Raw genomic sequence first — 22,142 nt, 5'->3', positions numbered from 1 at the left:
GGGTCAATGTAGATTAATTGCGAAAAAATGCCGGATTTCTAATCTAATCGCTCGCCGCTAATTCGGTGTTAAATGCTGAGAATATTTTACAATTAGGCTTGATGGGGCGATCGAGCAATTAACAATTTAAACTCCTATGAACATCGGTCACAAAATTGCCGACTGGCTCGAAAATCGCGCTGTCACCCCCGCCTACGCGGGTTGGCTGCTCTCCGGGATGACGATTTTCTTTTTTGGGTCTGCGACTAATACAATGTCTGGGTGGCTGTACGCGCTCAGCGGTGGGAGTTTGGCGCTGTTGGGAGTAGCGGCGGTTTTGCCTGCAAAATCGCTCCGTTCTTTGGAAGTCCGCCGCCGCCCCATCGAACCGGTGAGTGCGGGCGATCGAATCACCGTCGAACTAGAAATTGAAAATCGCGCCCGCGAACCTAAAACTTTGTTGCAAGTTGCAGACATCTTGCCGTTTGTATTGGGAGAACCGATCGTCCGCCCGATCGAGGTGATACAGCCTCTAAGTATATACAGGGATACATACTACCTGGAAGTCCGGCAGCGCGGCGTCTATCGCTGGCAAGAGGTGCACTTGAGGACGGCGGCGCCTTTAGGGTTGTTTTGGTGCCGGCGCAGCCGCCCGGTGAAAGCGGTGGCGGTTGTTTACCCGCAGGTTTTGCCGTTGAGCTCTTGCCCTTTGATCGATCGCATCGGTCAAGAAGACAGTCCGCAATTTTACAATCGCAGTCGATCGCAAACTGCAACCGAAGGCCTCACCCGCAACCTGAGACCTTACCGCCACGGAGACCCCACCCGCCTGATTCACTGGCGCACCAGCGCCCGCTACGGAGAACTGCGGGTGAGAGAATTAGAAGTTGCAGCCGGCGGTCAAGAAATTATTATTGCTCTCGACAGCGCTGCGGTGTGGCAGCCAGAAGAATTTGAACGAGCCGTAACTGTAGCTGCATCCCTGTACTTCTATGCTAGCAAGCGCCTGTTAAACGTCAAACTTTGGACTGCCGGGACTGGACTCGTATCGGGGAACCGGGTAGTTTTGGAAACTTTAGCGGCGGTTAATGCTGGGGAAGATGCGGTTGATAATCGGCCTAAACTGCCGATAATTTGGCTGACTCAAAACTCTGCAACTTTAAGCAGTCTTTCCCTAGGCAGCCGCTGGGTACTCTGGCCGTTGGCAACTGCTGAAACAGGCGAAAAAATGTTAGTCAAACACGATTTACCCGGTTTAGAAATTCGCTCGAACCGACCGTTAGAACTTCAGTTACAAGATACTCTGGAAAGAGCGATTAGTTATTAAGATAGTCCGGGACGCAAGCTTTTCTCGAAAGAGCGATTAGTTATGAAGATTAACTTCATGAGTTTTCAGGTATCACAAGCTTTTTCCCTTTTGCTCGCATATTTGGGGCGGGCTAAGAGTGTCCACCCCACAACATTTTAATTGTAGAGAGAGAGTTTAATTTAAATGGCGATCGAGCCGATCGAACTTGTTACCTGACAATAAAATCTCACTTCCTGTTAATCTCTCGTGTCGGGGAGAGTTTCAACTACATACTCCGGTACATATTCGGACTGATTCTCGGGCCGATTCTCCGGCAAATTCTCCGGCAAATTCTCCGGCAAATTCTCCGGTGGATGTTCGTGCCTGACTCGCCGGATTGGGAGATTTGCAATCAGTGCTGTGGCGCGCTGGTCGCTAGCGAGCGAGAACTCAGACCCCGTGGTATCGATTTCCACGTAGCGAGACACCACCTCTAGAATTTCTCGGCGCATCGACTCAACCATTTCTGGGCTGAGCTCTGAGCGATCGTGGGCTAGAACCAGTTTGAGGCGCCGTTTTACCTCGTCGCGGCTGTTGTCAGGGGTGCGCGGGAAAAGTCGTTCGAGAAGTGTGTATAGCATGGGTCTGGCGGGTTTGTCAAGGGTTAGGCATAGAAAAGGTCATACCATTTTCGATTTTCGATTTTCGATTTTCGATTGGGGAATCAGTGATTCCCGTCAGGTTTGGAGGTGGTCTACAGTTTCATTCTTTTTGGGAACTGGTGTCACTGGGGGAAAATTTCGGCTAGTTTTTGTGATGCGGTCGCTGCTTTTAAAGATCGATCGCCAATCAGCACATCACATAATTTTAGTGTTTAAGAACTTGCGGAGGCGAGTAAAGAAGTTTTCCCGACGGGGATTTATATCTAGAAATTCAACTTTTTCGCCTTCTAAGCGGCGGGCAATATTGTCGAAGGCAGTTCCAGCTAAAGAGGCCGTTTCCGACAATACTAATGGTTCGCCTCGGTTGGTGGAAACGATGACGCGCTCGTCGTCGGGAACGACGCCTAACAGCGGAATCGCGAGGATTTCCCGCACGTCTTGCACCGACATCATATCATTGGCCAGCACCATTGCGGGTCTGATCCGGTTGACGATCAGGTTGATTTTCTTGACGTTGTTGGCTTCCAGCAGGCCGATGACTCGATCGGCATCGCGGACAGCAGCGATTTCGGGAGTGGTGACAATGATGCCTTCTTGGGCCGGGGCGATCGCATTTTGAAAACCTTGTTCAATTCCAGCAGGAGAGTCAATCAAAATATAGTCGTATTTTGCTGCCAACATCCCCACAAGCTGCTTCATTTGCTCGGCACTGATGGCATCTTTCATCCGAGTTTGGGCAGCCGGCAACAGCACCAAACGCGGCTGCCGCTTATCTTTCACCAAAGCTTGCTCTAACCGGCACTCTCCTGCGAGAACTTCTAATGCCGTGTAAACAATGCGGTTTTCTAAGCCCAGCAGCAAGTCCAAATTTCTGAGACCGAAATCGGCATCAATTACGGCAACGTTGCGTCCCCGCTTAGCTAAAGCCATGCCGAGATTGGCTGTGGAGGTGGTTTTTCCTACCCCGCCTTTCCCTGATGTAACAACAATAATGCGAGCCATAAGCGATTTTTAGATTAGTTATTGGTAATTGGTAATGGGTAATTAGTTATTGGTAATTGGTAATGGGTAATGGGTAATTACTTATTGGTAATTGGTAATTGGTAATTGGTAATTGGTAACAACTGTCAACTGTCAACCGTCAACTGTCAACCGTCAACTGCCAACTGCCAACTGCCAACTGCCAACTGTCAACTGTCAACTAACCATTACCCCCGATTAACTGCGATTTGTCAAAATCAGAGGCTCTGCCGATCCGAATTCCTTGAGGTGTCACATAGGCGACTTCCGGGAAAAACTGAGGGGGTGAGGTTTCTGGGCCTCTGGCAACATACTTAGCAATCCTAATCACCATCGGTTCCATCTGCAAGGTCATAATCACGCTTTTAGTATTGCCCCCGGCACCGGCGTGAACCACGCCCCGCAAACGGCCCCAAACTAGGATATCGCCTCCGGCGATGACTGAGCCGCCGGGATTTACGTCTCCCAAAAGTACGACGGTGCCCGGATGGCGAATTTCTACGCCCGATCGCACTGTCATCTGCAAATATAAAGGTTCCGCCAGCGATTGCGGTTTTTCGGCGGCGGCTTTATTCAGAGAAGAAACCGGAGGCTGCTGTTCTACACAATAGCCTGCCGTAGCTGCGGCAACAGCGGTTTGGCGGCGGTTGGTGTGGACTCGTTTGAGTTGCAGTTCCACTTCGGAGAGGGCGTCGGCGATGGATTGCAGTTGGCGGATATCTAAAAGTCGATCGCTCGCCATCAATTGTACTTCGGCATTTGCCTGCCAAAAGCGTTCTCCTGCATTCAGCCTGACTTTTAGCTGCTGCCAAAGTTCAGTCCAAGTCGAGGCTGCGACTGTTGGTAATTCAGTGGTGTTAGTTTCTGAGGGGAGTAGCAGCAGTAGCTGTCCATCTTCTGTTTTAAGGCGGACTTGCATATCAAGGCTGACTTCGGGTGTCGCTTGAGGGGCCGGTTCCGCAGCGGCTCCGGGGAAAACATCGGGTGTCATGGACAGGTCTGAGTTCGGGTATGGACAGGTTAACATCAATATTAGCGTCAGTTGACAGTTGACAGTTGACAGTTGACAGTTGACAGTTGTTATTAGAACAGTAACGCCAACCAATTACCAATTACCAATTACCAATTACCAATTCCCTCTTGTCATATGCAGCAAATAGAACGTTATCGCGGCAGTCTTCTCGGTTTAGCAGTTGGCGATGCTTTGGGAACAACTTTAGAGTTCTGTCGCCCCGGAAGATTTACACCTATTAACGATATGATTGGCGGCGGCCCGTTTCGACTGGAACCGGGCGAGTGGACGGACGATACTTCGATGGCACTTTGTTTGGCTGAAAGTTTGATTGAGAAACAAGGTTTCGATCCTGTCCATCAGTTAGAAACTTATGTGCGGTGGTGGCGAGAGGGACATTTGAGCAGCACTGGTGCCTGTTTTGATATTGGCAATACGGTTCAACAAGCACTTTGGAAGTTTAAAAATACAGGAAAACCTTACTGCGGTTTTACCGATGCTCAGACTGCTGGCAATGGTTCGATTATGCGTTTAGCTCCTGTGCCTTTGTTTTATGCTACAAATCCTTTGGAAGTCATAGAAAAATCTGGAGAAAGTTCGAGAACTACTCACGGTGCTGCTACTTGTGTGGATGCTTGCCGTTATTTGGGTACTTTAATTTCGGGGGCTGTGAATGGAGTTGCTAAAGATGTGTTGCTTTCGGAAAGATATTGTCCGATTTCTGGATATTGGGCAGCAAATCCGCTGGTAGCAGAGATTGATGAGATTGCGGCGGCTTCTTTTAAACGGCGACAACCTCCTGAAATTAAAGGTACGGGTTATGTTGTCAAGTCTTTAGAGGCCGCACTTTGGGCGTTTTACAACAGTTCTTCTTTTGCCGAAGGCTGTTTGTTGGCTGTGAATTTGGGCGACGACGCGGATACAACTGGTGCGGTTTACGGACAGTTGGCGGGGGCTTTTTACGGAGAATCTGGTATACCGGAAAAATGGATCTCGCAATTAGTCGAGCGCACTTTAATTGCATCTTTTGGCGATCGACTCTTGACTTTATCGCGATCGATCTAAATATTTACCACAGTTTTCCACTGCATGACAACAGAGTAATCGGTCATCGGTAATTGTCAACCGCTAAAGTGCGACTAATTATATCAAATCCGGTAGCATCGGAATTCATATTACCGAAATCAGGACACGGCAGTGCCGTGTCCCTACAATTAATCTGGGTAGGGAAACGGCACTGCCGTGTCCTGGGTATTATTCCGATGCAACCGGAAACGATATGACTCCTGACTCATAACTGCAAAACTTCTTGACTTTTGCAGCAAGTTGTGTTTAGCTGATTTACTCCGCATATTTCTAAAAAAAATATTTATTTACAAATCTTAATTTTAATTAAATTTAGTATTATAATCTTGGTAACTTCCAACTAAGTATTTATTCTCACTATCATGATAGCGGATCAATTTCCTTGGCTGACCGCAATAGTCATCCTACCCCTCCTAGCTTCCCTCGCCATCCCTTTTCTGCCCGATACAGACGGCAAAACCGTCCGCTGGTATGCGCTAGGCGTAGGTATTGCAGATTTTGTATTAATGTGCTGGGTGTTTTGGACTCATTACGATCCGAGTATCTCTAGTTTCCAAATCGTAGAACAATATTCCTGGATACCTTCTTTAGGCCTCAACTGGTCTGTTTCCGTTGACGGACTGTCAGTTCCGCTGGTACTGTTGGCGGGATTGGTGACGACTCTATCTATTTTTGCTGCATGGGAAGTCGATCGCAAACCGCGACTTTTCTACTTCCTCATGCTGGTGATGTACTCCGCACAAATAGGAGTTTTCGTCGCCCAAGACATCATGCTACTGTTCATTGTCTGGGAACTAGAACTAATTCCCGTGTACCTGCTAATCTCGATTTGGGGCGGGCAGAACCGTCGCTACGCAGCTACCAAATTCTTGATTTATACCGCAGGCGCTTCAATTTTCATTTTAATCGCAGCTTTAGCAATGGCATTCTACGGCGGAGGCACCCCCACCTTCGACATGGTAGAACTAGGCTTGAAGGACTACCCACTGGGTTTAGAATTACTGCTTTATGCGGGATTGCTGGTTGCTTTCGGCGTTAAACTGGCGATTTTCCCCTTTCACACATGGCTGCCTGACGCCCACGGTGAAGCATCTTCTCCCGTGTCGATGATTCTGGCCGGCGTATTGCTGAAGATGGGCGGATATGGCCTGATTCGTCTGAATTTGGAACTTCTGCCGAAAGCACACGTTTACTTTGCACCGATTATGGCGGTGCTCGGCGTAGTCAATATTATCTACGGCGCGCTCAACTCCTTCGGTCAATCGAACATGAAGCGCCGCTTAGCGAATTCGTCGATTTCTCACATGGGATTCGTGCTCCTTGGTATTGCTTCTTTCACGGATTTGGGAATCAACGGTGCGCTGTTGCAAATGATTTCCCACGGTTTAATCGCCTCAGTATTGTTCTTTCTGGCCGGCGTAACTTACGATCGCACCCATACCATGGTTATGGATGAAATGGGCGAGATTGGCAAAGTCATGCCCAAAGTTTTTGCCTTGTTTACCGCAGGCGCTTTGGCTTCCTTAGCACTTCCCGGTATGAGCGGTTTTGCTAGCGAACTTTCAGTATTTGTCGGTGTGGCAACTAGCGATATCTACAGCGATTCTTTCCGCGCAGCGATCGTGTTCTTGGCGGCGGTAGGAGTTATTTTGACACCGATTTATTTGCTCTCGATGCTGCGCCAGCTATTTTATAACTGTGGCACACTAGCGGCTTGCGATCTTGAGGATCTAAATTTGCAGAATCAGAGAGACAATCTGGATGCAGCGGTTTGTTTCGGTAATAGTTGCGCTTTGCCTGGTGATGCACCGTTTATTGATGCTCAACCTCGCGAAGTGGCGATCGCATTTTGCTTTTTGATACCGATTGTCGGCATTGGTTTTTATCCCAACATGGCGATGCAAGTTTATGACGCGAAGACTGTGGCGGTGAACGCAGAAGTCCGCCAATCTTACATCCAAATCGCTCAAGAAAATCCTCGGATTTATGCAGAAGGACTTTTGCTTCCCAAAATTGCACAGGCTCAAAGAGCGCCTGCTTTGGGCAAAATTACAGGGTCTGAATCTGCATCAGTTTTGGGCATTGTCAAATAATTTTATCGACTTCTGTTTTTGTTGAAAATTGGGCGATCGCTTTTTTGAAAGGGCGATCGCTTTTTTGTTAGCACTGAATTTCTGCAATAATCTGCGTCAGATTTTCCCTAGCATATCCCACATCCCGAATCGATTTATCCTCCAGATCCGAGGCAAGTTTGGTCAGGATATTTAGCGGTTCTTCAAAGCCTGTAGTTTTCGCAAACAAAACTTGCAGCCGATTTTTCACTAATTCTAAAATAGAGCGACTTCGCTCGCCTTTACCCCCTTTTTCTTTAGCAAGACTGATGCTCAAGCTGTGAGTTTTCAACAGCCGCATTCTTTCTATTCCTTGCGTCTTAACCGTCTCCAAAACCTCCGCTCGAATCCGATCGACTAATCTGTCGCTCACATATTGCACGATCAAAGGCTGAAGCATAAAAACAGTTTCTGTATCCTCACTGATTTTTTCAATCAGCGAGCGACGACCCAGAGAATCGAGATTTTTCAGCAAATCCGAAATCGACGAATTGACCAAGATATGCTCTCGCAAAGTCGCCAGGGAAATCGGACTTTGAGCAATAGCCATCCAGTAGGCAATCTCTTGTTCAGAACTCGACATCCGATCGAACTGTTGGGCCAGCAAATTGCTGATATGTTCTTCAATAAATAACGCCGTCGCTTCCAAAAACTTTAAAACATTACCCTCGAAAAACTCGTGAATCGTTGTCGCCACAATCTTTAACGCTAACAGATTGCCTCCGTACCGGCACAACAAAATTTCCCACTCTCGATCTCGAGCAGATAAACCTTTTTCTTGGAAAATCTCCCGCGCAATTTCCTCGGAACTTGCAGGTTTTAAAGACCGCACTTTTTCTCCGGCCAGCAAAGCCAGTTCCGTAGGTTCTTCCGAACTAACTAGCACTACACAGCTATTGTGATTGACTTCACAGAGCCGCACAATTAAATCTCGATATCCTTCGCAGCCTTCGCGGTAGTGTCCCGCTAATTCTTCGGGTCTGAGAACCGCTTCAAAATCGTCTAAAATTAGCAGACAGCGCTGCTTCCGCAGCTCCTCGACCAAGCGCGAAATTTTCCCGTTGAGGTCGATGGGCACATCGGGTTTTTGTTGGTTAGAAAAAAGTTCAATTAAGTTAGTTAGGAAGTCGGATGGTGCTGGTGTCGATCGCAGCGATCGCCAAATCACAAAATCAAACTCATTCTGTACCTGTTTTGCCAACTGCACCGACAGAATTGTTTTGCCGCTGCCGGCCAAACCCAGCAGTGCTACCAGGCGACAATTATCTGATACAATCCACTGCTTTAAAGTAGTTAATTCTTCAGTCCGTCCGTAAAACACCGAAACATCCGGTGCTTGGCCCCAATCTTCCTGTCGGCGCGATATCGCCAGGTTTAATAGAGATCCTTTACCTCGACTAAAATCGATCGCTTCCTGCTTGGTGTGGTATGAAAACAGCAACTGATGCCTCAATTCCGACAGCTTTCCAGGACCGTTCCCCCCAATCTGAAACTTTTTGTAAACTTCGCCGAGTCTTTTGCGAACGGCGATGTCGCTAATGCCAAGCTTGGTTGCGATGGTAGCCGTAGATTGACCGTCGAGAGCCATAAACACAGTTTCTAACTCGGCATCTGTGACACCGCGCTGTTTGGCGATCGTTTGCACAAAGTTTTGAGGAATCGGAGTAGTCAAGGTAGGAATCTCGCCTGTACTAAAAATCTATCTTCTATTATATTGTGTGAGTTCTCGCGGGCAAGCAATTCAATCGAATTTCCAAACGTTCAGCTTGCTTTTTGCTGTTTGGGCAGTTTTAGATATTTATACTCAATTATCGATTGTGATACCAGTTTAAACTGATATCTTGCACCATTCTCAATTACTTGCTTAGGAACAGGCTGTCCGGCCTGTTCCACAAGAGATAAATTTTATTGTGGAACAGGCCGGAAAGCCTGTTCTTGACAATGGTGCAAGATGTGAGTTGAAACAAAGAATGCAACTGTAGTAGAACCTATTGTAGGGTGGGTGGAGGCGCGGCGATTAATCTGTAGAAACAAACCATAAATCTCCTACCGCGCCACCACCCACCGCCTCCCAACAACCGGGTAAATTCACAATTACTGAAAGCAGCGCTGTATCAGCCAAAAACCTTCGCACTAGCGCGGTATTCTTCCGTAGAAACCAGCCGCCAACTTCCATCGCCCAAAAGTTCCAAAACCTGCTGGTGATATTTCACTAAACTCAATCGGTGGCCGACACTCACAAACGTAGTTTTAGTTGCTTGCAACTGCTCGTATAAATGTTGCTCGTTCTTCAAATCCAAAGCACTTGTCGCCTCATCCAAAATAGCATATCGCGGTTCCGTCAACAACAATCTAGCAAAAGCTAAACGCTGCTGTTCTCCCAGCGACAAAATCTCCGCCCAATCTAAATCCGCATCAAAACCGCCCAATCTGTCCGGCAAATCTGCTAAATTTACTGATGCCAAAACGCGGCGCAATTTTTCCTCATCCACCTTGATGCTGGTGTTGGGATACAAAAGTTGCGATCGCAAACTGCCCAAAATCATATAAGGACGCTGTGGCAAAAACAGCATTTCTCCGAGTTCCGGCCGCGCCAAACGGCCTGTTCCCGATTCCCACAAACCCGCAATTGCCCGCAGCAAAGAACTCTTCCCAGCACCGCTTTGACCGACAATTAACAATCCTTCACCGGGCAGCACTGCTACCGACAAATCCCTAATTAAAGTCTTTTGATGTTTCGGAGTATCTAAAGTAACGTGTTCCAGTGTCAACTGAGAAGCCACTACTACATCTATAGCAGTTCCTCCGGCACGAGATACCGCTTTTTCTGCTTCCAGAGTATCTGTAAATACAGTCAAACGATTGATACTAGCGGCAAAAGAACTCAGCGGCTCAATCTCAGTTACAATTACAGAAAAAGCGCGCAAAACCTGACTGAAAGCAAAACCAGCTTGACTGATATCTCCAAACTCGATTGTACCATTTTTATCGGCAAAGTAAGCTGGAGCCAGAAACAAAGCCGGAATAATCACAACAGCATATCCGTATCCAGTTGTGAAATAATCCAAGTTCCGCTGCCAACCAATTAGCAAATTAAAATTGCGGAATACTTCTACAAATCGCTGCTTTATTTGAAATGATTCCTGCTCCTCACCTCCATAAAAAGCAATAGATTCAGCGTTGTCGCGAATATGAACCAGTCCGTAGCGGAAATTTGCTTCTTTTTTAAGTTGCTCGAAATTCAGAGGTACTAATCTTTGACCAAAAACTAGAGTGGCGATCGTGCCCAAAATAGCATAGACAATCAGAAAAATCGAAAGTGCTTTTGAGATAGACCACAGGATACCAGTGAAAGATATAATATCAACTATTGAACCCAAAATAATCAGCATAAATGCCAAACTTGTCCGGGTAAACGATCGGACATCTTCAGAAATTCGCTGGTCGGGATTGTCGATTTCCTTGTGTGAATTTATTTCATAATAAGCGCGATTCTGAAAATACTTATCGAGGAACTTATTAGTCATCCACTCCCGCCAGTAGAGACCCAATTTATCTTGGGTATAGCGGTAAATTACCACAATGGGAGTGCCGACGACAAAGACGCTCGCATAGACAAAAAGATACTTCCAATAATTGAGCTGGTCTTTCTTTGCCAGTGCTGTATCAAAAAAGTTACTGACGTAGCTAATTATGACATTCAGACCGCTGACGGAGAGGGACAATAACAGCAATAAAGCCAATAAGGCCCACGATTGCCACTGCGGGAGCAATCTGCCTTTGAAAAAGACAAAAGCGCTGAAAGGAAGAATTAACATTAAAGCCACGATCGCAATTGCTGGCGAATTAATAATTCCTTTCAACAAAGTAACTAAGCCGGCAGCAATATTATTGACAAACTCTGGAAATAAGACTTGAGTACCCAAACATACAGCGCTGAGGAGTACAAACATAGCCGCGAAGAGAAATATCAACAACAGCGCCACTAATCCTAAAAAAATTCTGCCGCCCCCAGGCTCTAAAGGATAAAAGTAAGGCTGAGCGATCGCAATAAATCTCTCCCACAACTGACGGTCAAATCGATTCATCTTTGCTTTTTACAAAACTACTTCGACTGTTCTAACATATCAAGTCTTGTGACAAACGGCCGCAGTAATTTATTTGGGAGTTTCGCGAAAAAAGTGGTCTCACCCACAGACGGATACTTGTTTTCAGAGTTAATTGGTGGGGGAAAAAAGTTTGGATGTTAGTTCAAGCTCTTAGATTCATCTGTGGAGTCAATTCTTTAATCTAAAATCTAAAATCTAAAATCGATGGGATCGGAAGAAGTCGCGCTTTCGCCGGACAACTCCGACTGCGATTGGCTGCTGTAAAACCGCTGGCTCATCCCTAAAATTACTTGTTTCATTACCGAATACAAAGCAGCAATTACTAAAAAGGTTACAGCCATTACTAAAACCGGACGCTTGCCAATCAAATCGTTCATTACGGTGTTAACCAGCGCATCGGGGTTAGTCAGAATGTCCCAACTGTTGAAGCGGATAAATCGCCCTAAATAAATCCCGATCGCCGAAAGTGCGTGTATAGTTATCTCCGTTGGCAGGATAAATCTACTCCAACCCTGTTGCTTCAAATAGTAACCCAAATTCATCACCGACAGCACGTAAGCCCCAAACCCGACCAGCATAAACACCAGATACTGCGGGATCAAAGCTAGAGCCACAGTCCACACCGAGTACCCCTCTTTAATCTGCTCGATCAGGTGAATGATATCAGTTAAAACGTAGGGCGCATTGGGCAAAAATGCGATAAACGCCAAAAAACCGCCCCACCAGCGGAGAGAGCGAACTCCGCGCTGCCGCAGTACCCAAATGTCTAAAGCCATCAGTGCCAGCGTAATCGCGATCGCCCCCAAAACGTAAGTTTTGCCCACATCTTGCACAATGTGCTTCAGATAAGCCAAAACGTGGCGCGTGCTGGGCAAAAAAGTAGCGCCCAGGAGAAAGGCCGTACCCCACAGCAGCCAGCGCGATCGGGGTTTGCGGAACAGCAAAAAACTCAGGCCCAGCGGTACTAAAGCCAAAAACAAATTCCAAGACATCCAGCGGACATTGTGTCCCATTGCTTCCAGCGCTTCCAGGATTAATCCCATCATGTCAATTTTTATACAGTTAAAGGTTTGATGCAGCACCGCTTCCTTAGCAGCTTCAATCTATCTTAGTCGTTAATTTGTAGGGTGCGTCAGCTTATGGCTCTTGGCTGTGCGCCTCAAAATCAAGAACTGCTGACGAACCCTAGCACTGTGGAGTCAATCTCAAATCTCAAATCTCAAATCTCAAATCTCAAATCTCAAATCGACTGACGCACGCACGCTACTACTTATACACTTTGTCGATCGGAATCTGAATCCTAAAAGTCGTTCCGCATCCTATTGACGAAATACACTCAATCTTACCATTGTGCTTTTCCACCACAATCGAGTGCGCGATAGACATTCCCAACCCCGTACCTTTACCCACAGCTTTTGTAGTAAAAAACGGGTTAAAAATGCGATCGACTATCCCCTCTGGAATGCCCGTACCGTTGTCCGAAATTTCCACCATTACAGTGTTGTGGGCCGTTACAACAGTGCCAATAGCAATCCGACCGCTCTTTGTCTCTGATTCGGGAACCGATAACTTTTGATATCGTTCTTCAATAGCATCAATTCCATTAGCAATAATATTCATAAACACCTGATTCAGTTGGCTCGCATAGCACTCCACCAGCGGCAGTTTCCCGAACTCCTTAATTACTTCAATTTCCGGGCGGTTGTCCCGACTCTTCAAGCGGTGCTGCAAAATTAACAAAGTGCTTTCAATTCCCGCGTGAATATCGACCGGCTTCATTGCCGATTCGTCCAGCCGCGAGAAATTCCTGAGCGACAACACAATTTGGCGGATGCGGTCGGTTCCTACCTGCATCGAACCCACAAGTTTTCTTAAATCCTCAGCCATGAAACCTAAATCAATCTCTTGAATGCGATCGACAATTTTTGAATTAGGTTCTGGATACTCCTGTTCGTAAAGATTCACCAGATCGAGCAACTGTGTTGTATACAGGTTGAGATAATCAATGTTAGCGTAAATGAAATTAACGGGATTATTAATTTCGTGAGCGATGCCGGCAACTAATTGCCCCAAAGAAGACATTTTTTCAGTTTGAATGAGCTGAGTTTGAGTAGATTGCAATTCCAGCAGCGCTGACTCTAACTCTCTAGCTCTTTCTCTTTCTCGCGCCTCGCTTTGTCGCAGTGCTTCCTCTGCTTGCTTGCGAGTCGTAATATCCTGGGAAACTCCAATTATTACCTTAGCCTGACCGTCAGCATTCCTACCAAAAATAGTATCCCGACTTTGCAGCCACAAAAATTGACCGTCTGCTGCCCGCATCCGGTACTCAATTTCCCTAATTTCGCCATCTTTAACTTCTACAAGGCTCGCGTGATATTTAACGATTGTCAACAAATCTTCGGGGTGTATTAACTGAGGCATCATTGACGAATCCATCGCTGTAATTTCGTCGTTGGTATAGCCCAAAAGCGCGAGTAGTGAATTATTAGTGTAGATATTTCGCTGTTCTTCCAAGTCGTAGAGATACAAAATACCGGGAGTAGCATTGGCTACTTTTTGAATGAACTGCTGGCTTTCTTGCAAAGCTAACTCAGCTTGCTTGCGATCTGTAACATCAACGGTGATGCCGTCCCAAAGAATATCGCCGTTTTCTTTAGCTTCAGGACGCGAATTTGTTTGAAACCAGCTAATCTTTCCTGAAGGCAGTACCAGCCGTCCTTCCCACTGCCAAGGTTGCAAAGTTTGCGCTGAAATAACGACAGATTCGTCATAATTTTGGCGGTCTTCGGGATGAACCAAATCTATTAGCAAAGCCGAATTTTGCAGAACAGCTTCTGGTTCTAACTCAAAAAGTTCTCGGGAAGCAGAACTCATGTAAGGGAAACTGAAAGATCCATCTGCACGCAGCAAACATTGATAAATTATTCCCGGCAAATTTGCCGACAGCTTTTGGAATCTTGCTTCGCTTTCCCGCAGTGCTTCCTCTGCTTGTTTGCGCTCAGTAATGTCAGTAATTGAACCAACCATGCGGACTGCTTTTCCAGATGCGTCCCACAAAGCTTGTCCCCGACTCAATATCCATTTGTAGGCGCTGTTGTAGCACCACAAACGGTATTCGGTGATGTAATGCGGCGTTTTTCTCTCCAAGTGATCTTGAAGGACTTGTTGAGAAATAACTAAATCATCTGGATGTAAACTCTTCTGCCATTTGTTATTGTAATCGCTAATGTCACTCTCTTCATAACCAGTGATTTCCTTAAAGCGATCGGACACAAAAAGTTCTTTTGTTTGTAAGTCCCAGTCCCAAATGCCGTCATTGTTGCCTTTGAGTGCTAACTGCCAGCGTTCTTCAGTTTGCATCAATTGAGCCGTTCTCTGTTCTACTCTATTTTCTAGTTCTTGATTGAGCTGTTTGAGACTTTCTTCTGCCTGTTTGCGTTCGATCGCAATTCCTGCTAAATTCCTGACAGCTTCGATCGATTGCAGCTCACAATCTTGGGGAGTGCGCGGTTGGCCGTAATACATGGCAAAAGTTCCCAAAACTTGACCCTCAGATGATAAAATCGGAGTTGAAAAGCAAGCTCTCAGTCCAAGACTCAAGGCAAAATCTCGATAATTTTCCCACAAAGGATCGCTGGCAATATCTGTAACGATTACTTGTTCGCGGCGGTAGACAGCAGTGCCGCAGGAACCGACATCCGGGCCGATAGCTGTGCCATTAACAGCAGCATTGTAACTGTCGGGCAAACTGGGCCCGGCTCCGTGCAGCAAATGTTCGCCGTCTGGAGCTAGAAGCAAAATCGAACCTATGACATCTCTAGATTGCTGTTCGATTATTTCAACTAAAGTATTTAAAGTATCGCCCAGAGGAGCGCTCTTAGCAATCATTTCTAAAATTTGTTTTTGACCGGTCAACCAATTTTCAGCCTGCTTGCGCTCCGTAATGTCGCGGGCTATCCAAATAACAGTGTTGTCCTGCATTGGCGAAATGTTAGCGACAAACCAAACTTCTTGGTTGTCAATTTGCAGGCTGTATTCTATGGAATGGGTCTGTTTTGTCTCGACGGTAAGTTGAATTTGACTGAGGAAAAAATCTGCTGTTTCTGGTGGCAGGATATCGTGCAGAGTTTTGCCTATAAGTTCCGCCGGCGGTTTGTATAAAAGTTCGGGATTTGTGGGCACAATTTTCAGATAACGTCCCTCAATATCAATGACAAAAATTACGTCGTTCATGGCAGCGAACAATGTCCGCAGTTCTGCTTCTGAAGCTTGCAGGGCGATTTCAGCTTGTTTGCGATCGCTAATATCCGTCCCGATACCAAGCAGCCCTGCCAAATTTCCCTTCGCATCTAGTAAAGGTTTATTTGTCCACGCTACCCAGACTTTTTCGCCATTGCGACGGATGTTTTCATTTTCGTTTTGGAAGTATTTTTCCGGCTGTGCCAAACAGTCTCGAATCATTGCCGCGAGGTCACTTTCGGAGAAATCAGTTTTCGGTATAATTGTGCCGATCGCACTTTTGCCAATTATTTCGGCTTCTGAATACCCGAAAAAAGTTTCAGCAAACTCGTTAAAAAAAGTAATCTTGCCTTCACTGTCTAACTGCACAATCATGCTGTTAGCATTCTCAACCAATTGTCGGTACTTAGCTTCGCTTGAACGCAGTTTCGCACGGCCGTACACCCAGCTAAAAACCCCCACCCCGCTCAAAAGTGCCAGCAAGTCGCCTCCAAAGAGCAGCCACCCCCGAAACGGCGAATTCGCAGGCCATCCTCCCGCCGGAATTGCTGCCAACTGCCAGGAACCGTTGGGCAAAGTCACTTCCAGCAGCACGGGATTGTCCTGAAAAATTGACCCGTCACCGAAAAACACTGCGCCGGATGCTCCCCTCCCGTCTTTGCCCCGCAGAGCGTATTGCAGCTTCGCTGAGGAGTCGTTGAGTCCCGCTTCCTCAATTAGGGAGTTTTTGTCGAGGATCAGGCCTGTCAAGCCCCAGTAAACTCCTGTTTCGGGATCGGCGCCGGAGGGTGTGAGAAAAATGGGCGATCGGCTGATAAACGTCTCGTCCCCCTCCAATAATTTCACGGGCCCGGCCAGCAAAGTTTTTCTGGTGTTGATGACATCTTCGACCATTTCCCGCTGTTCGGGTAGCGCCGTCAAGTCAACGCCGATCGCCGATTCATTTCCGTCCCGCGGATAAATGTAAGCGACCGTGGTGCCTTTAACTAAAGTTATGGCGCGAATGCCCGGTTGCTGTGCCACCAGAATTCTCGCCGTCGCTGCAAACTCGGCTTCGGTGATGTTTGGGTTGTTGGAAATGTAAGCCACCAAACCCCGCATCAAAAACAGCCGGGAATTCAAAGAGCCTTCCAGCTTAGAACGGACTGTGCTGAGCCGATCGAGCGTGGTAGTGCGGTTGTACTGAAAAAACCGCTGTTGTTCCGATCGGTCTAAAATGCAAACTCCGACCAAAATTGCTATTGATGCCGAAATTGCTGCTAAATAGGGTGAAATTTGAAATTTTTTAATCTTAAAGTATTCCATCTGCCGGCGGTTAAAGTAGATATTTAAGTCTTTAGATAGATTTAGTTTAGTTTGATTTTTCTAAGCAGATGCAAGATTTCCGCCATATCGGGCTTTTCGCAAGCTGGCGCGAGGTTTTTGTTTTCTCAAACGGCCGTCGCCGAACGCCGGCGATCTGTAAGCCTCTAATCATCAATTTTATGGACAAAGTTTTAAATCTCAAATCGACTGATTCGCCATTTATCCGGTAGGGTGCGCCCCGCAATCACCACAGCGGTACGGGAGCGCGCACCCGAAAGACGGGAGTTATTGGCTAAAATAGGGTTAGCAATAATTTTTTTCAGCGCTGGGCGCGAATCATTCATAGGGGCAATTTGATGCAAGAACAGTTGATGGAAGCGATCGCACCTTACCGCGATCGCGTAGATTATCTAGAAGTTCGCCTCGAACAAAGCGAGTCAACTGCGATTAGTTTTCGCGGCCCTCAGTTAGATGCTGTCAACCGCAGTTTCAGTCTCGCCGGCGGCATCCGCGCCTGTCACAAAGGCGGCTGGAGTTTTGTAACTTTTAACGGTTTAGCTGAGTTAAAAGATCGCATTGAAGAAGCTGTTGTTCAGTCTCGTTTGGTTGGCAGCGAAAAAACTCTACTCGCAGATGTCACCCCGATTCAAGATTATGTAGCGGTGGAATTGGGTCGCGATCCCCGCTCTATTACTTTAGCACAAAAGCGGAAATTGCTCGAATCTTACAACCAGTTGCTGTTAGATTACGACCCGCGAATTCAGACGACAATGGCCGGTTACAGCGACAGATTCGGGATTACTTATTTTGTGAATTCTCAAGGCACTTGCATCGCTCAAGAGCGCTTGGACGTGACGGGGCGTTTCGGGGCGATCGCTCGCGGCGAGGGCGGTGTCGTCCGCCAAGGGTTTGAGTCGATTCACTCGCGATCGGATTACGATGTCTTGACAAATATTGAAGATCGTGTTAAAAGTGCTGCCGTTCGAGCTGTCAGTCAACTAGAAGCAAAATCGGTGAAAGGCGGTCAGTATCCGGTGATTTTAGACCCTTATTTGTCTGGGGTTTTTATTCACGAAGCTTTCGGGCATTTGTCGGAAGCAGACGGCATTTACGAAAACCCGAAAATGCAGGAATTGCTGACTTTGGGCAAGCCTGTGGCGATCGAACAATTGAATGTAATAGACGACGCAACTGTGCCGGGATTGCCGGGAACTTTGAAATACGACGACGAAGGTGTGCCGGCTCAGTGCAAGCATTTAATTAAAAATGGAGTTTTAGCGGCTCGGATGCACAATCGCGAGACTGCGGGCAAAATGGGCGAAAGTCCGACGGGAAATGCCCGGGCTTTGAGTGCTACTTTTATGCCTTTGGTGCGGATGACTAATACTGCGATCGAGTCTGGCGAACATTCTTTTGATGAAATGGTTGCTGACATTGAGGAAGGAGTGTATGCAGTGCGGATGTTGGGAGGACAAACCAACGGCGAAATGTTTACCTTTGCGGCGGCTCAAGGGTTCATGATTCGCGACGGCAAATTGGCCGAACCGGTGAGCGATGTCACTTTAAGCGGCAATGTATTTCAGACGTTAAAGGATATTGAGTCGATAGGAAACGACTCGGTTTATGCCTACGGCGGCTGCGGTAAAGGCGGCCAGAGCGGTTTACCCGTAAGCGTCGGCGGCCCCCATTTGCGGATTAAAAATGTCGTCGTCGGAGGAAGGTAATCATTAGTCATTAGTTATTAGTTCCAAACTTACGCAACTGGTTAAGGTGAGGGCGCGATCGCGCCCTCACGCCTCGCCTTCACCAGTCCGAGATACTGACAAGTTGACCGACGACTCAAAATCTACTATCGAGGGCTTCAGCTAGGTCCTTCGGTGTTTTGGAGACTCCAGACATTACAGAGAAATTGGGGAAGTGCGATCGCGAGCTAGATTCTACCAGGCTTTACCCTGATTTTTTGTTGAATTCTCCTTAAGTTGCCTCCCTCTTTACCTGAGCGCGTTGCCTAATGGGAATCTCAATCACAAATTCTGCACCCCGATCTGCTGGCTGCGATAAACATCTCAAATCTCCGCCGTGCTTATCCACCACAATCTGATAGCTAATAGATAATCCCAAACCAGTGCCTTGACCCACAGGTTTAGTTGTGAAGAAAGGACTAAACAGATGCGTTCTTACCTCACTTGTTATCCCCAGCCCATTGTCTTTAACACTGATTCTTACCCAATCGTCATTCAGCATAGAAGTACGAATTGTAATCGTACTAGGATCGTTTTTTATTTCCTCCAGGCTGCGTTTTTTGTCATAGTAATTCAAGCCATCAATGGCATTGCTCAGCAAATTCATAAATACCTGATTCAACTGAGAGGCATAACATTCTATTTTTGGCAAATCTCCGTATTCTTGAATAATTTGAATAGGTGGACAATCCGGCTTAGGCTTGAGCCGACTCTGCAAAATGACTATAGTGCTGTCGATGCCATCGTGAATATTAACGGGTTTCATCTCCGCTTCGTCAAGCCGCGAGAAGTTCCGCAACGTCAGCACAATCTGACGGATACGTTCAGCCCCTACTTTCATCGAAGATAGCATTTTAGGCAGATCTTCTCGGATAAATTCTAGCTCTATGTTTTTAATTAAAACTTCGATTTCAGGGTGATTGTGGGCACCGTGCTGCTCGTAAAGGTTTATTAAACCCAATAGCTGCTGAGTATACTCATTGACATAAGTTAAATTGCCATAGATAAAATTAACGGGATTATTAATTTCGTGGGCAATACCTGCAATGAGTTGTCCTAAGCTAGACATTTTCTCAGTCTGAATAAGCTGAGCTTGAGTGCGCTGTAAATTTTGCAGGGCCAGCTCTAGTTCGATGGCTTTTTCTCGCTCTCGCGCTTCCGATTGCCGCAATTTCTCCTCTTTTTCTTGGCGAGCGCGCTCGTTTTCCTTGAGCTGTTGCACGTGGCACAAGGTTTTGTTAATTGTAATTTCTAAATCCTGAAAATTTATAGGCTTAGTTAAAAAGTCAAAGGCTCCGGCGTTCATCGCCTTTCTAATATTTCCCAAGTCGCCATAAGCCGATATAACTACTGTTTTGACTAGGGAAGCTATCTCGTTAAGTTTCTCTAACAAAACGATCCCATCCATAACTGGCATATTAATGTCAGTCAGCACAATGTCTATATCCGGTTGTTCTTGTAACTTAGCGAGCGCTTCTACGCCATTATATGCAAAAAAAACCTGGTATTCTTCCGCACGGATCTTTTTTCTAAATTTCTGGGAAATTAGAGATTCTAAATCTGGCTCGTCATCCACAAACAGTATTTTTGCTGACATATTGCGATATTTTTCGGTCTGATGCAACATTTTTTGCCCCTTGCATTGATTAACTTATTTCAGTAATATTTATATACTTTAAGTTTATTATATATTATTGCAAGAGTCATGAAAAGGCTGATTTCTACAATGGCCAACCTAACGGCTGTAATAGGCTCTGATTTTGCTAGAGGGCGATTGATTAGCTCAAGTCGAGTTCAGCCTTAGTTTGTGTGATTGGAATTTCAATCCAGAACTCCGCTCCTTCCCCCACCTCTGAAACACACTTCAATGTGCCCCCATGCTTTTCCACTATAATTTGGTAGCTGATATAGAGACCCAAACCAGTACCCTGACCTACAGGCTTAGTAGTAAAAAAAGGTTCATAAATACGGTCTTTCACGTCTGCGGTCATTCCCAGCCCATTGTCCCGAATTTGAATGACGACACGGGAATTTTCCTCTAGCAGAACAGTGCGAATAGTAATGGTGTTCTGGAGATCCGAGATGTCATCTAGTGACCGTTGTTTATTGTACTCATTCAAAGCATCAATCGCATTAAAAATAATGTTAATAAACACCTGATTTAGTTCTCCAGCATAGCATTCCACTAAAGGCAGATGGGTGTACTCCTCGATCACTTGAATCTGTGGACGCGCTATCGTTGTTTGAAGTCGATTATCCAAAATCAGCAGGCTACTTTTGATCCCTTCGTGAATATCAACAGACTTTATGTTAGCTTCATCCAGCCTTGAGAAGTTACGCAAAGACAAAACAATCTTGTGAATGCGGTTAACGCCACATTTCATCGAAGCCAGAATTTGGAATAAATCTGCTATCATAAATTCTAAATCTATGGCTTTGATTTCAGCTTCAATCTCAGTAGTGGGTGGGTGGTACTGCTGCTGATAGAGATTTAGCAGGTGGGTTAGGTTGTTGATATAATCACTGACGTGGCTGATATTGCCATAGATAAAGCTAGCAGGGTTGTTAATTTCATGAGCAATTCCCGCAACCAGTTGACCCAAAGAAGACATTTTTGCGGTCTGAATTAGTTGAGCTTGGGTCTTTTTTAGCTCTTGCAGACCTTGTTGTAAATCCTGAGCTTGTTCTCTAGCGCGAGCTTCTGATTCCCGCAAGCGCTGGTTTTCTTTTAATTGTTGCACGTCACGCAGCGTTTTGTTGATAGTAATCTTTAAATCCTCCAAATCTATCGGCTTGGTTAGAAAGTCAAAGGCACCTAAGTTCATGGCATTTCTGATATTTTCCATGTCGCTATAGGCTGATATAACTATTGTTTTCAGGGGTAGGTCTATTTGATTAAGTCTAGATAGTAAAGTCAGGCCATCCATTTCAGGCATATTAATGTCGGTCAATACTATATCGAGATCCGGGTGTTCTTTCAATTTTTCCAGCGCTTCTACACCATTACGAGCAAAAAAAATCTGCCATCCTTCCGTGCGGATATTTTTTCTAAATACCTGGGAAATTACATATTCTAAAGTTTCTTCGTCATCTACAAACAGTATTTTTGCTGACATATTAGTCTCTCTGTTGCTAGTAGAACCCTGAAGGCAGAAGGAGAGGATGGGAAAGTACAAATTACCAATTATGTTTCATTGTGAATTTACTCCAAATTGATTATTTTATTTTTCAGGCTCTCAAAATTAACAGGTTTAGTAATATAGTCATCAGCTCCATAAGCTATTGCAGTTTGGTAATTTCTCTCATCTCCATAAGCAGTAATCATAAAAACTTTGAGATCGGGAAACTTTTCTTTGATAATTCTGAGCAGTTCTATCCCATTCATCCCTGGCATATTAATATCGGACAAAATCAAAACAATTGACGCTTCTTTATGATTTTCTAAGTAGTCTAATGCTGCCTCTGCTGACAGGGCAAAATAAAATTGAATTTGCCCTGCTTTGATTTCTTTTCTAAATTTTTGAGTAAACAAAGACTGAATATCTTCCTCGTCGTCTACAACCATTACTTTCATTTTCTTAACTCCTTA

At 45.9% G+C, this 22,142-nt stretch carries 15 protein-coding genes; 4 read left to right on the top strand and 11 right to left on the bottom strand.

The features are described 5' to 3' along the window. Positions 1-136 precede the first annotated feature (136 nt). The gene (locus QUA02_RS06730; protein ID WP_333026216.1) at positions 137-1,306 is read left to right on the top strand and encodes a DUF58 domain-containing protein; all 1,170 of its coding nucleotides are present in this window, start codon (positions 137-139) and stop codon (positions 1,304-1,306) included. A 218-nt stretch (positions 1,307-1,524) separates the two neighbouring features. Here QUA02_RS06730 and minE read toward each other — a convergent pair whose 3' ends face one another. From minE to minC, 3 genes are all read right to left on the bottom strand, one after another. Beyond that, the gene (gene minE / locus QUA02_RS06725; RefSeq protein WP_445305147.1) at positions 1,525-1,908 is read right to left on the bottom strand and encodes a cell division topological specificity factor MinE; all 384 of its coding nucleotides are present in this window, start codon (positions 1,906-1,908) and stop codon (positions 1,525-1,527) included. 216 nt (positions 1,909-2,124) lie between these two features. Next, entirely contained in the window at positions 2,125-2,931 is an 807-nt protein-coding gene (minD, locus tag QUA02_RS06720; RefSeq protein ID WP_333026215.1) for a septum site-determining protein MinD, read from the bottom strand. 199 nt (positions 2,932-3,130) lie between these two features. Continuing rightward, entirely contained in the window at positions 3,131-3,940 is an 810-nt protein-coding gene (gene minC, locus QUA02_RS06715; protein WP_333026213.1) for a septum site-determining protein MinC, read from the bottom strand. Positions 3,941-4,096: 156 nt separating this feature from the next. Here minC and QUA02_RS06710 point away from each other — a divergent pair, with 156 nt between their 5' ends. Beyond that, positions 4,097-5,026 (top strand): ADP-ribosylglycohydrolase family protein, encoded by a 930-nt coding sequence (locus QUA02_RS06710; protein WP_333026212.1) that lies wholly within the window; start codon positions 4,097-4,099, stop codon positions 5,024-5,026. A 383-nt stretch (positions 5,027-5,409) separates the two neighbouring features. Further along, positions 5,410-7,140, top strand: coding sequence for an NAD(P)H-quinone oxidoreductase subunit 4 (locus tag QUA02_RS06705; RefSeq protein WP_333026211.1), 1,731 nt, complete (start codon positions 5,410-5,412; stop codon positions 7,138-7,140). Between the two features lie 67 nt (positions 7,141-7,207). On the opposite strand, the gene QUA02_RS06700 is transcribed toward QUA02_RS06705, so the two are convergent. The 5 genes from QUA02_RS06700 to QUA02_RS06680 form a co-directional block, all read right to left on the bottom strand. After that, positions 7,208-8,830 carry a helix-turn-helix transcriptional regulator gene (locus QUA02_RS06700; protein ID WP_333026209.1) on the bottom strand — a complete coding sequence of 541 codons (1,623 nt, stop codon included), beginning with the start codon at positions 8,828-8,830 and terminating at the stop codon, positions 7,208-7,210. A 442-nt stretch (positions 8,831-9,272) separates the two neighbouring features. After that, positions 9,273-11,246, bottom strand: a complete 1,974-nt coding sequence (locus QUA02_RS06695) for an ABC transporter ATP-binding protein/permease (RefSeq protein ID WP_333026208.1) — start codon at positions 11,244-11,246, stop codon at positions 9,273-9,275. Between the two features lie 209 nt (positions 11,247-11,455). Beyond that, on the bottom strand, positions 11,456-12,313 hold the full coding sequence (locus QUA02_RS06690; RefSeq protein ID WP_333026206.1) for a DUF1361 domain-containing protein: 858 nt from the start codon (positions 12,311-12,313) through the stop codon (positions 11,456-11,458). A gap of 220 nt (positions 12,314-12,533) precedes the next feature. Continuing rightward, the gene (locus QUA02_RS06685) at positions 12,534-16,811 is read right to left on the bottom strand and encodes a PAS domain S-box protein (protein WP_333026204.1); all 4,278 of its coding nucleotides are present in this window, start codon (positions 16,809-16,811) and stop codon (positions 12,534-12,536) included. Between the two features lie 191 nt (positions 16,812-17,002). Beyond that, the gene (locus tag QUA02_RS06680; protein WP_333026203.1) at positions 17,003-17,155 is read right to left on the bottom strand and encodes a hypothetical protein; all 153 of its coding nucleotides are present in this window, start codon (positions 17,153-17,155) and stop codon (positions 17,003-17,005) included. A 12-nt stretch (positions 17,156-17,167) separates the two neighbouring features. Here QUA02_RS06680 and QUA02_RS06675 point away from each other — a divergent pair, with 12 nt between their 5' ends. Continuing rightward, positions 17,168-18,535, top strand: coding sequence for a TldD/PmbA family protein (locus tag QUA02_RS06675; RefSeq protein WP_333026201.1), 1,368 nt, complete (start codon positions 17,168-17,170; stop codon positions 18,533-18,535). A gap of 250 nt (positions 18,536-18,785) precedes the next feature. Here QUA02_RS06675 and QUA02_RS06670 read toward each other — a convergent pair whose 3' ends face one another. From QUA02_RS06670 to QUA02_RS06660, 3 genes are all read right to left on the bottom strand, one after another. After that, positions 18,786-20,150 (bottom strand): sensor histidine kinase, encoded by a 1,365-nt coding sequence (locus tag QUA02_RS06670; RefSeq protein ID WP_333026200.1) that lies wholly within the window; start codon positions 20,148-20,150, stop codon positions 18,786-18,788. 181 nt (positions 20,151-20,331) lie between these two features. After that, entirely contained in the window at positions 20,332-21,669 is a 1,338-nt protein-coding gene (locus QUA02_RS06665) for a sensor histidine kinase (protein ID WP_333026199.1), read from the bottom strand. An 86-nt stretch (positions 21,670-21,755) separates the two neighbouring features. Next, a complete protein-coding gene (locus QUA02_RS06660; protein WP_333026198.1) occupies positions 21,756-22,127 on the bottom strand; it encodes a response regulator in 372 nt (123 codons plus the stop codon). Between the last annotated feature and the right edge of the window lie 15 nt (positions 22,128-22,142).

Source organism: Microcoleus pseudofavosus SVA1_A4 (assembly GCF_036700565.1).
Classification (GTDB): domain Bacteria; phylum Cyanobacteriota; class Cyanobacteriia; order Cyanobacteriales; family Microcoleaceae; genus Microcoleus.
The sequence above is the reverse complement of the archived record's forward strand: the minus strand, read 5'-3'. Positions and strand labels throughout refer to the sequence as shown.

What these genes read in the sequence shown, in the direction of transcription:
- QUA02_RS06730 (WP_333026216.1), top strand. Translation starts at nt 137, where the DNA reads ATGAACATCGGTCACAAAATTGCCGACTGGCTCGAAAATCGCGCTGTC.
- minE (WP_445305147.1), bottom strand. Translation starts at nt 1,908, where the DNA reads ATGCTATACACACTTCTCGAACGACTTTTCCCGCGCACCCCTGACAAC.
- minD (WP_333026215.1), bottom strand. Translation starts at nt 2,931, where the DNA reads ATGGCTCGCATTATTGTTGTTACATCAGGGAAAGGCGGGGTAGGAAAA.
- minC (WP_333026213.1), bottom strand. Translation starts at nt 3,940, where the DNA reads ATGACACCCGATGTTTTCCCCGGAGCCGCTGCGGAACCGGCCCCTCAA.
- QUA02_RS06710 (WP_333026212.1), top strand. Translation starts at nt 4,097, where the DNA reads ATGCAGCAAATAGAACGTTATCGCGGCAGTCTTCTCGGTTTAGCAGTT.
- QUA02_RS06705 (WP_333026211.1), top strand. Translation starts at nt 5,410, where the DNA reads ATGATAGCGGATCAATTTCCTTGGCTGACCGCAATAGTCATCCTACCC.
- QUA02_RS06695 (WP_333026208.1), bottom strand. Translation starts at nt 11,246, where the DNA reads ATGAATCGATTTGACCGTCAGTTGTGGGAGAGATTTATTGCGATCGCT.
- QUA02_RS06690 (WP_333026206.1), bottom strand. Translation starts at nt 12,313, where the DNA reads ATGATGGGATTAATCCTGGAAGCGCTGGAAGCAATGGGACACAATGTC.
- QUA02_RS06685 (WP_333026204.1), bottom strand. Translation starts at nt 16,811, where the DNA reads ATGGAATACTTTAAGATTAAAAAATTTCAAATTTCACCCTATTTAGCA.
- QUA02_RS06680 (WP_333026203.1), bottom strand. Translation starts at nt 17,155, where the DNA reads ATGAATGATTCGCGCCCAGCGCTGAAAAAAATTATTGCTAACCCTATT.
- QUA02_RS06675 (WP_333026201.1), top strand. Translation starts at nt 17,168, where the DNA reads ATGCAAGAACAGTTGATGGAAGCGATCGCACCTTACCGCGATCGCGTA.
- QUA02_RS06670 (WP_333026200.1), bottom strand. Translation starts at nt 20,150, where the DNA reads ATGTCAGCAAAAATACTGTTTGTGGATGACGAGCCAGATTTAGAATCT.
- QUA02_RS06665 (WP_333026199.1), bottom strand. Translation starts at nt 21,669, where the DNA reads ATGTCAGCAAAAATACTGTTTGTAGATGACGAAGAAACTTTAGAATAT.
- QUA02_RS06660 (WP_333026198.1), bottom strand. Translation starts at nt 22,127, where the DNA reads ATGAAAGTAATGGTTGTAGACGACGAGGAAGATATTCAGTCTTTGTTT.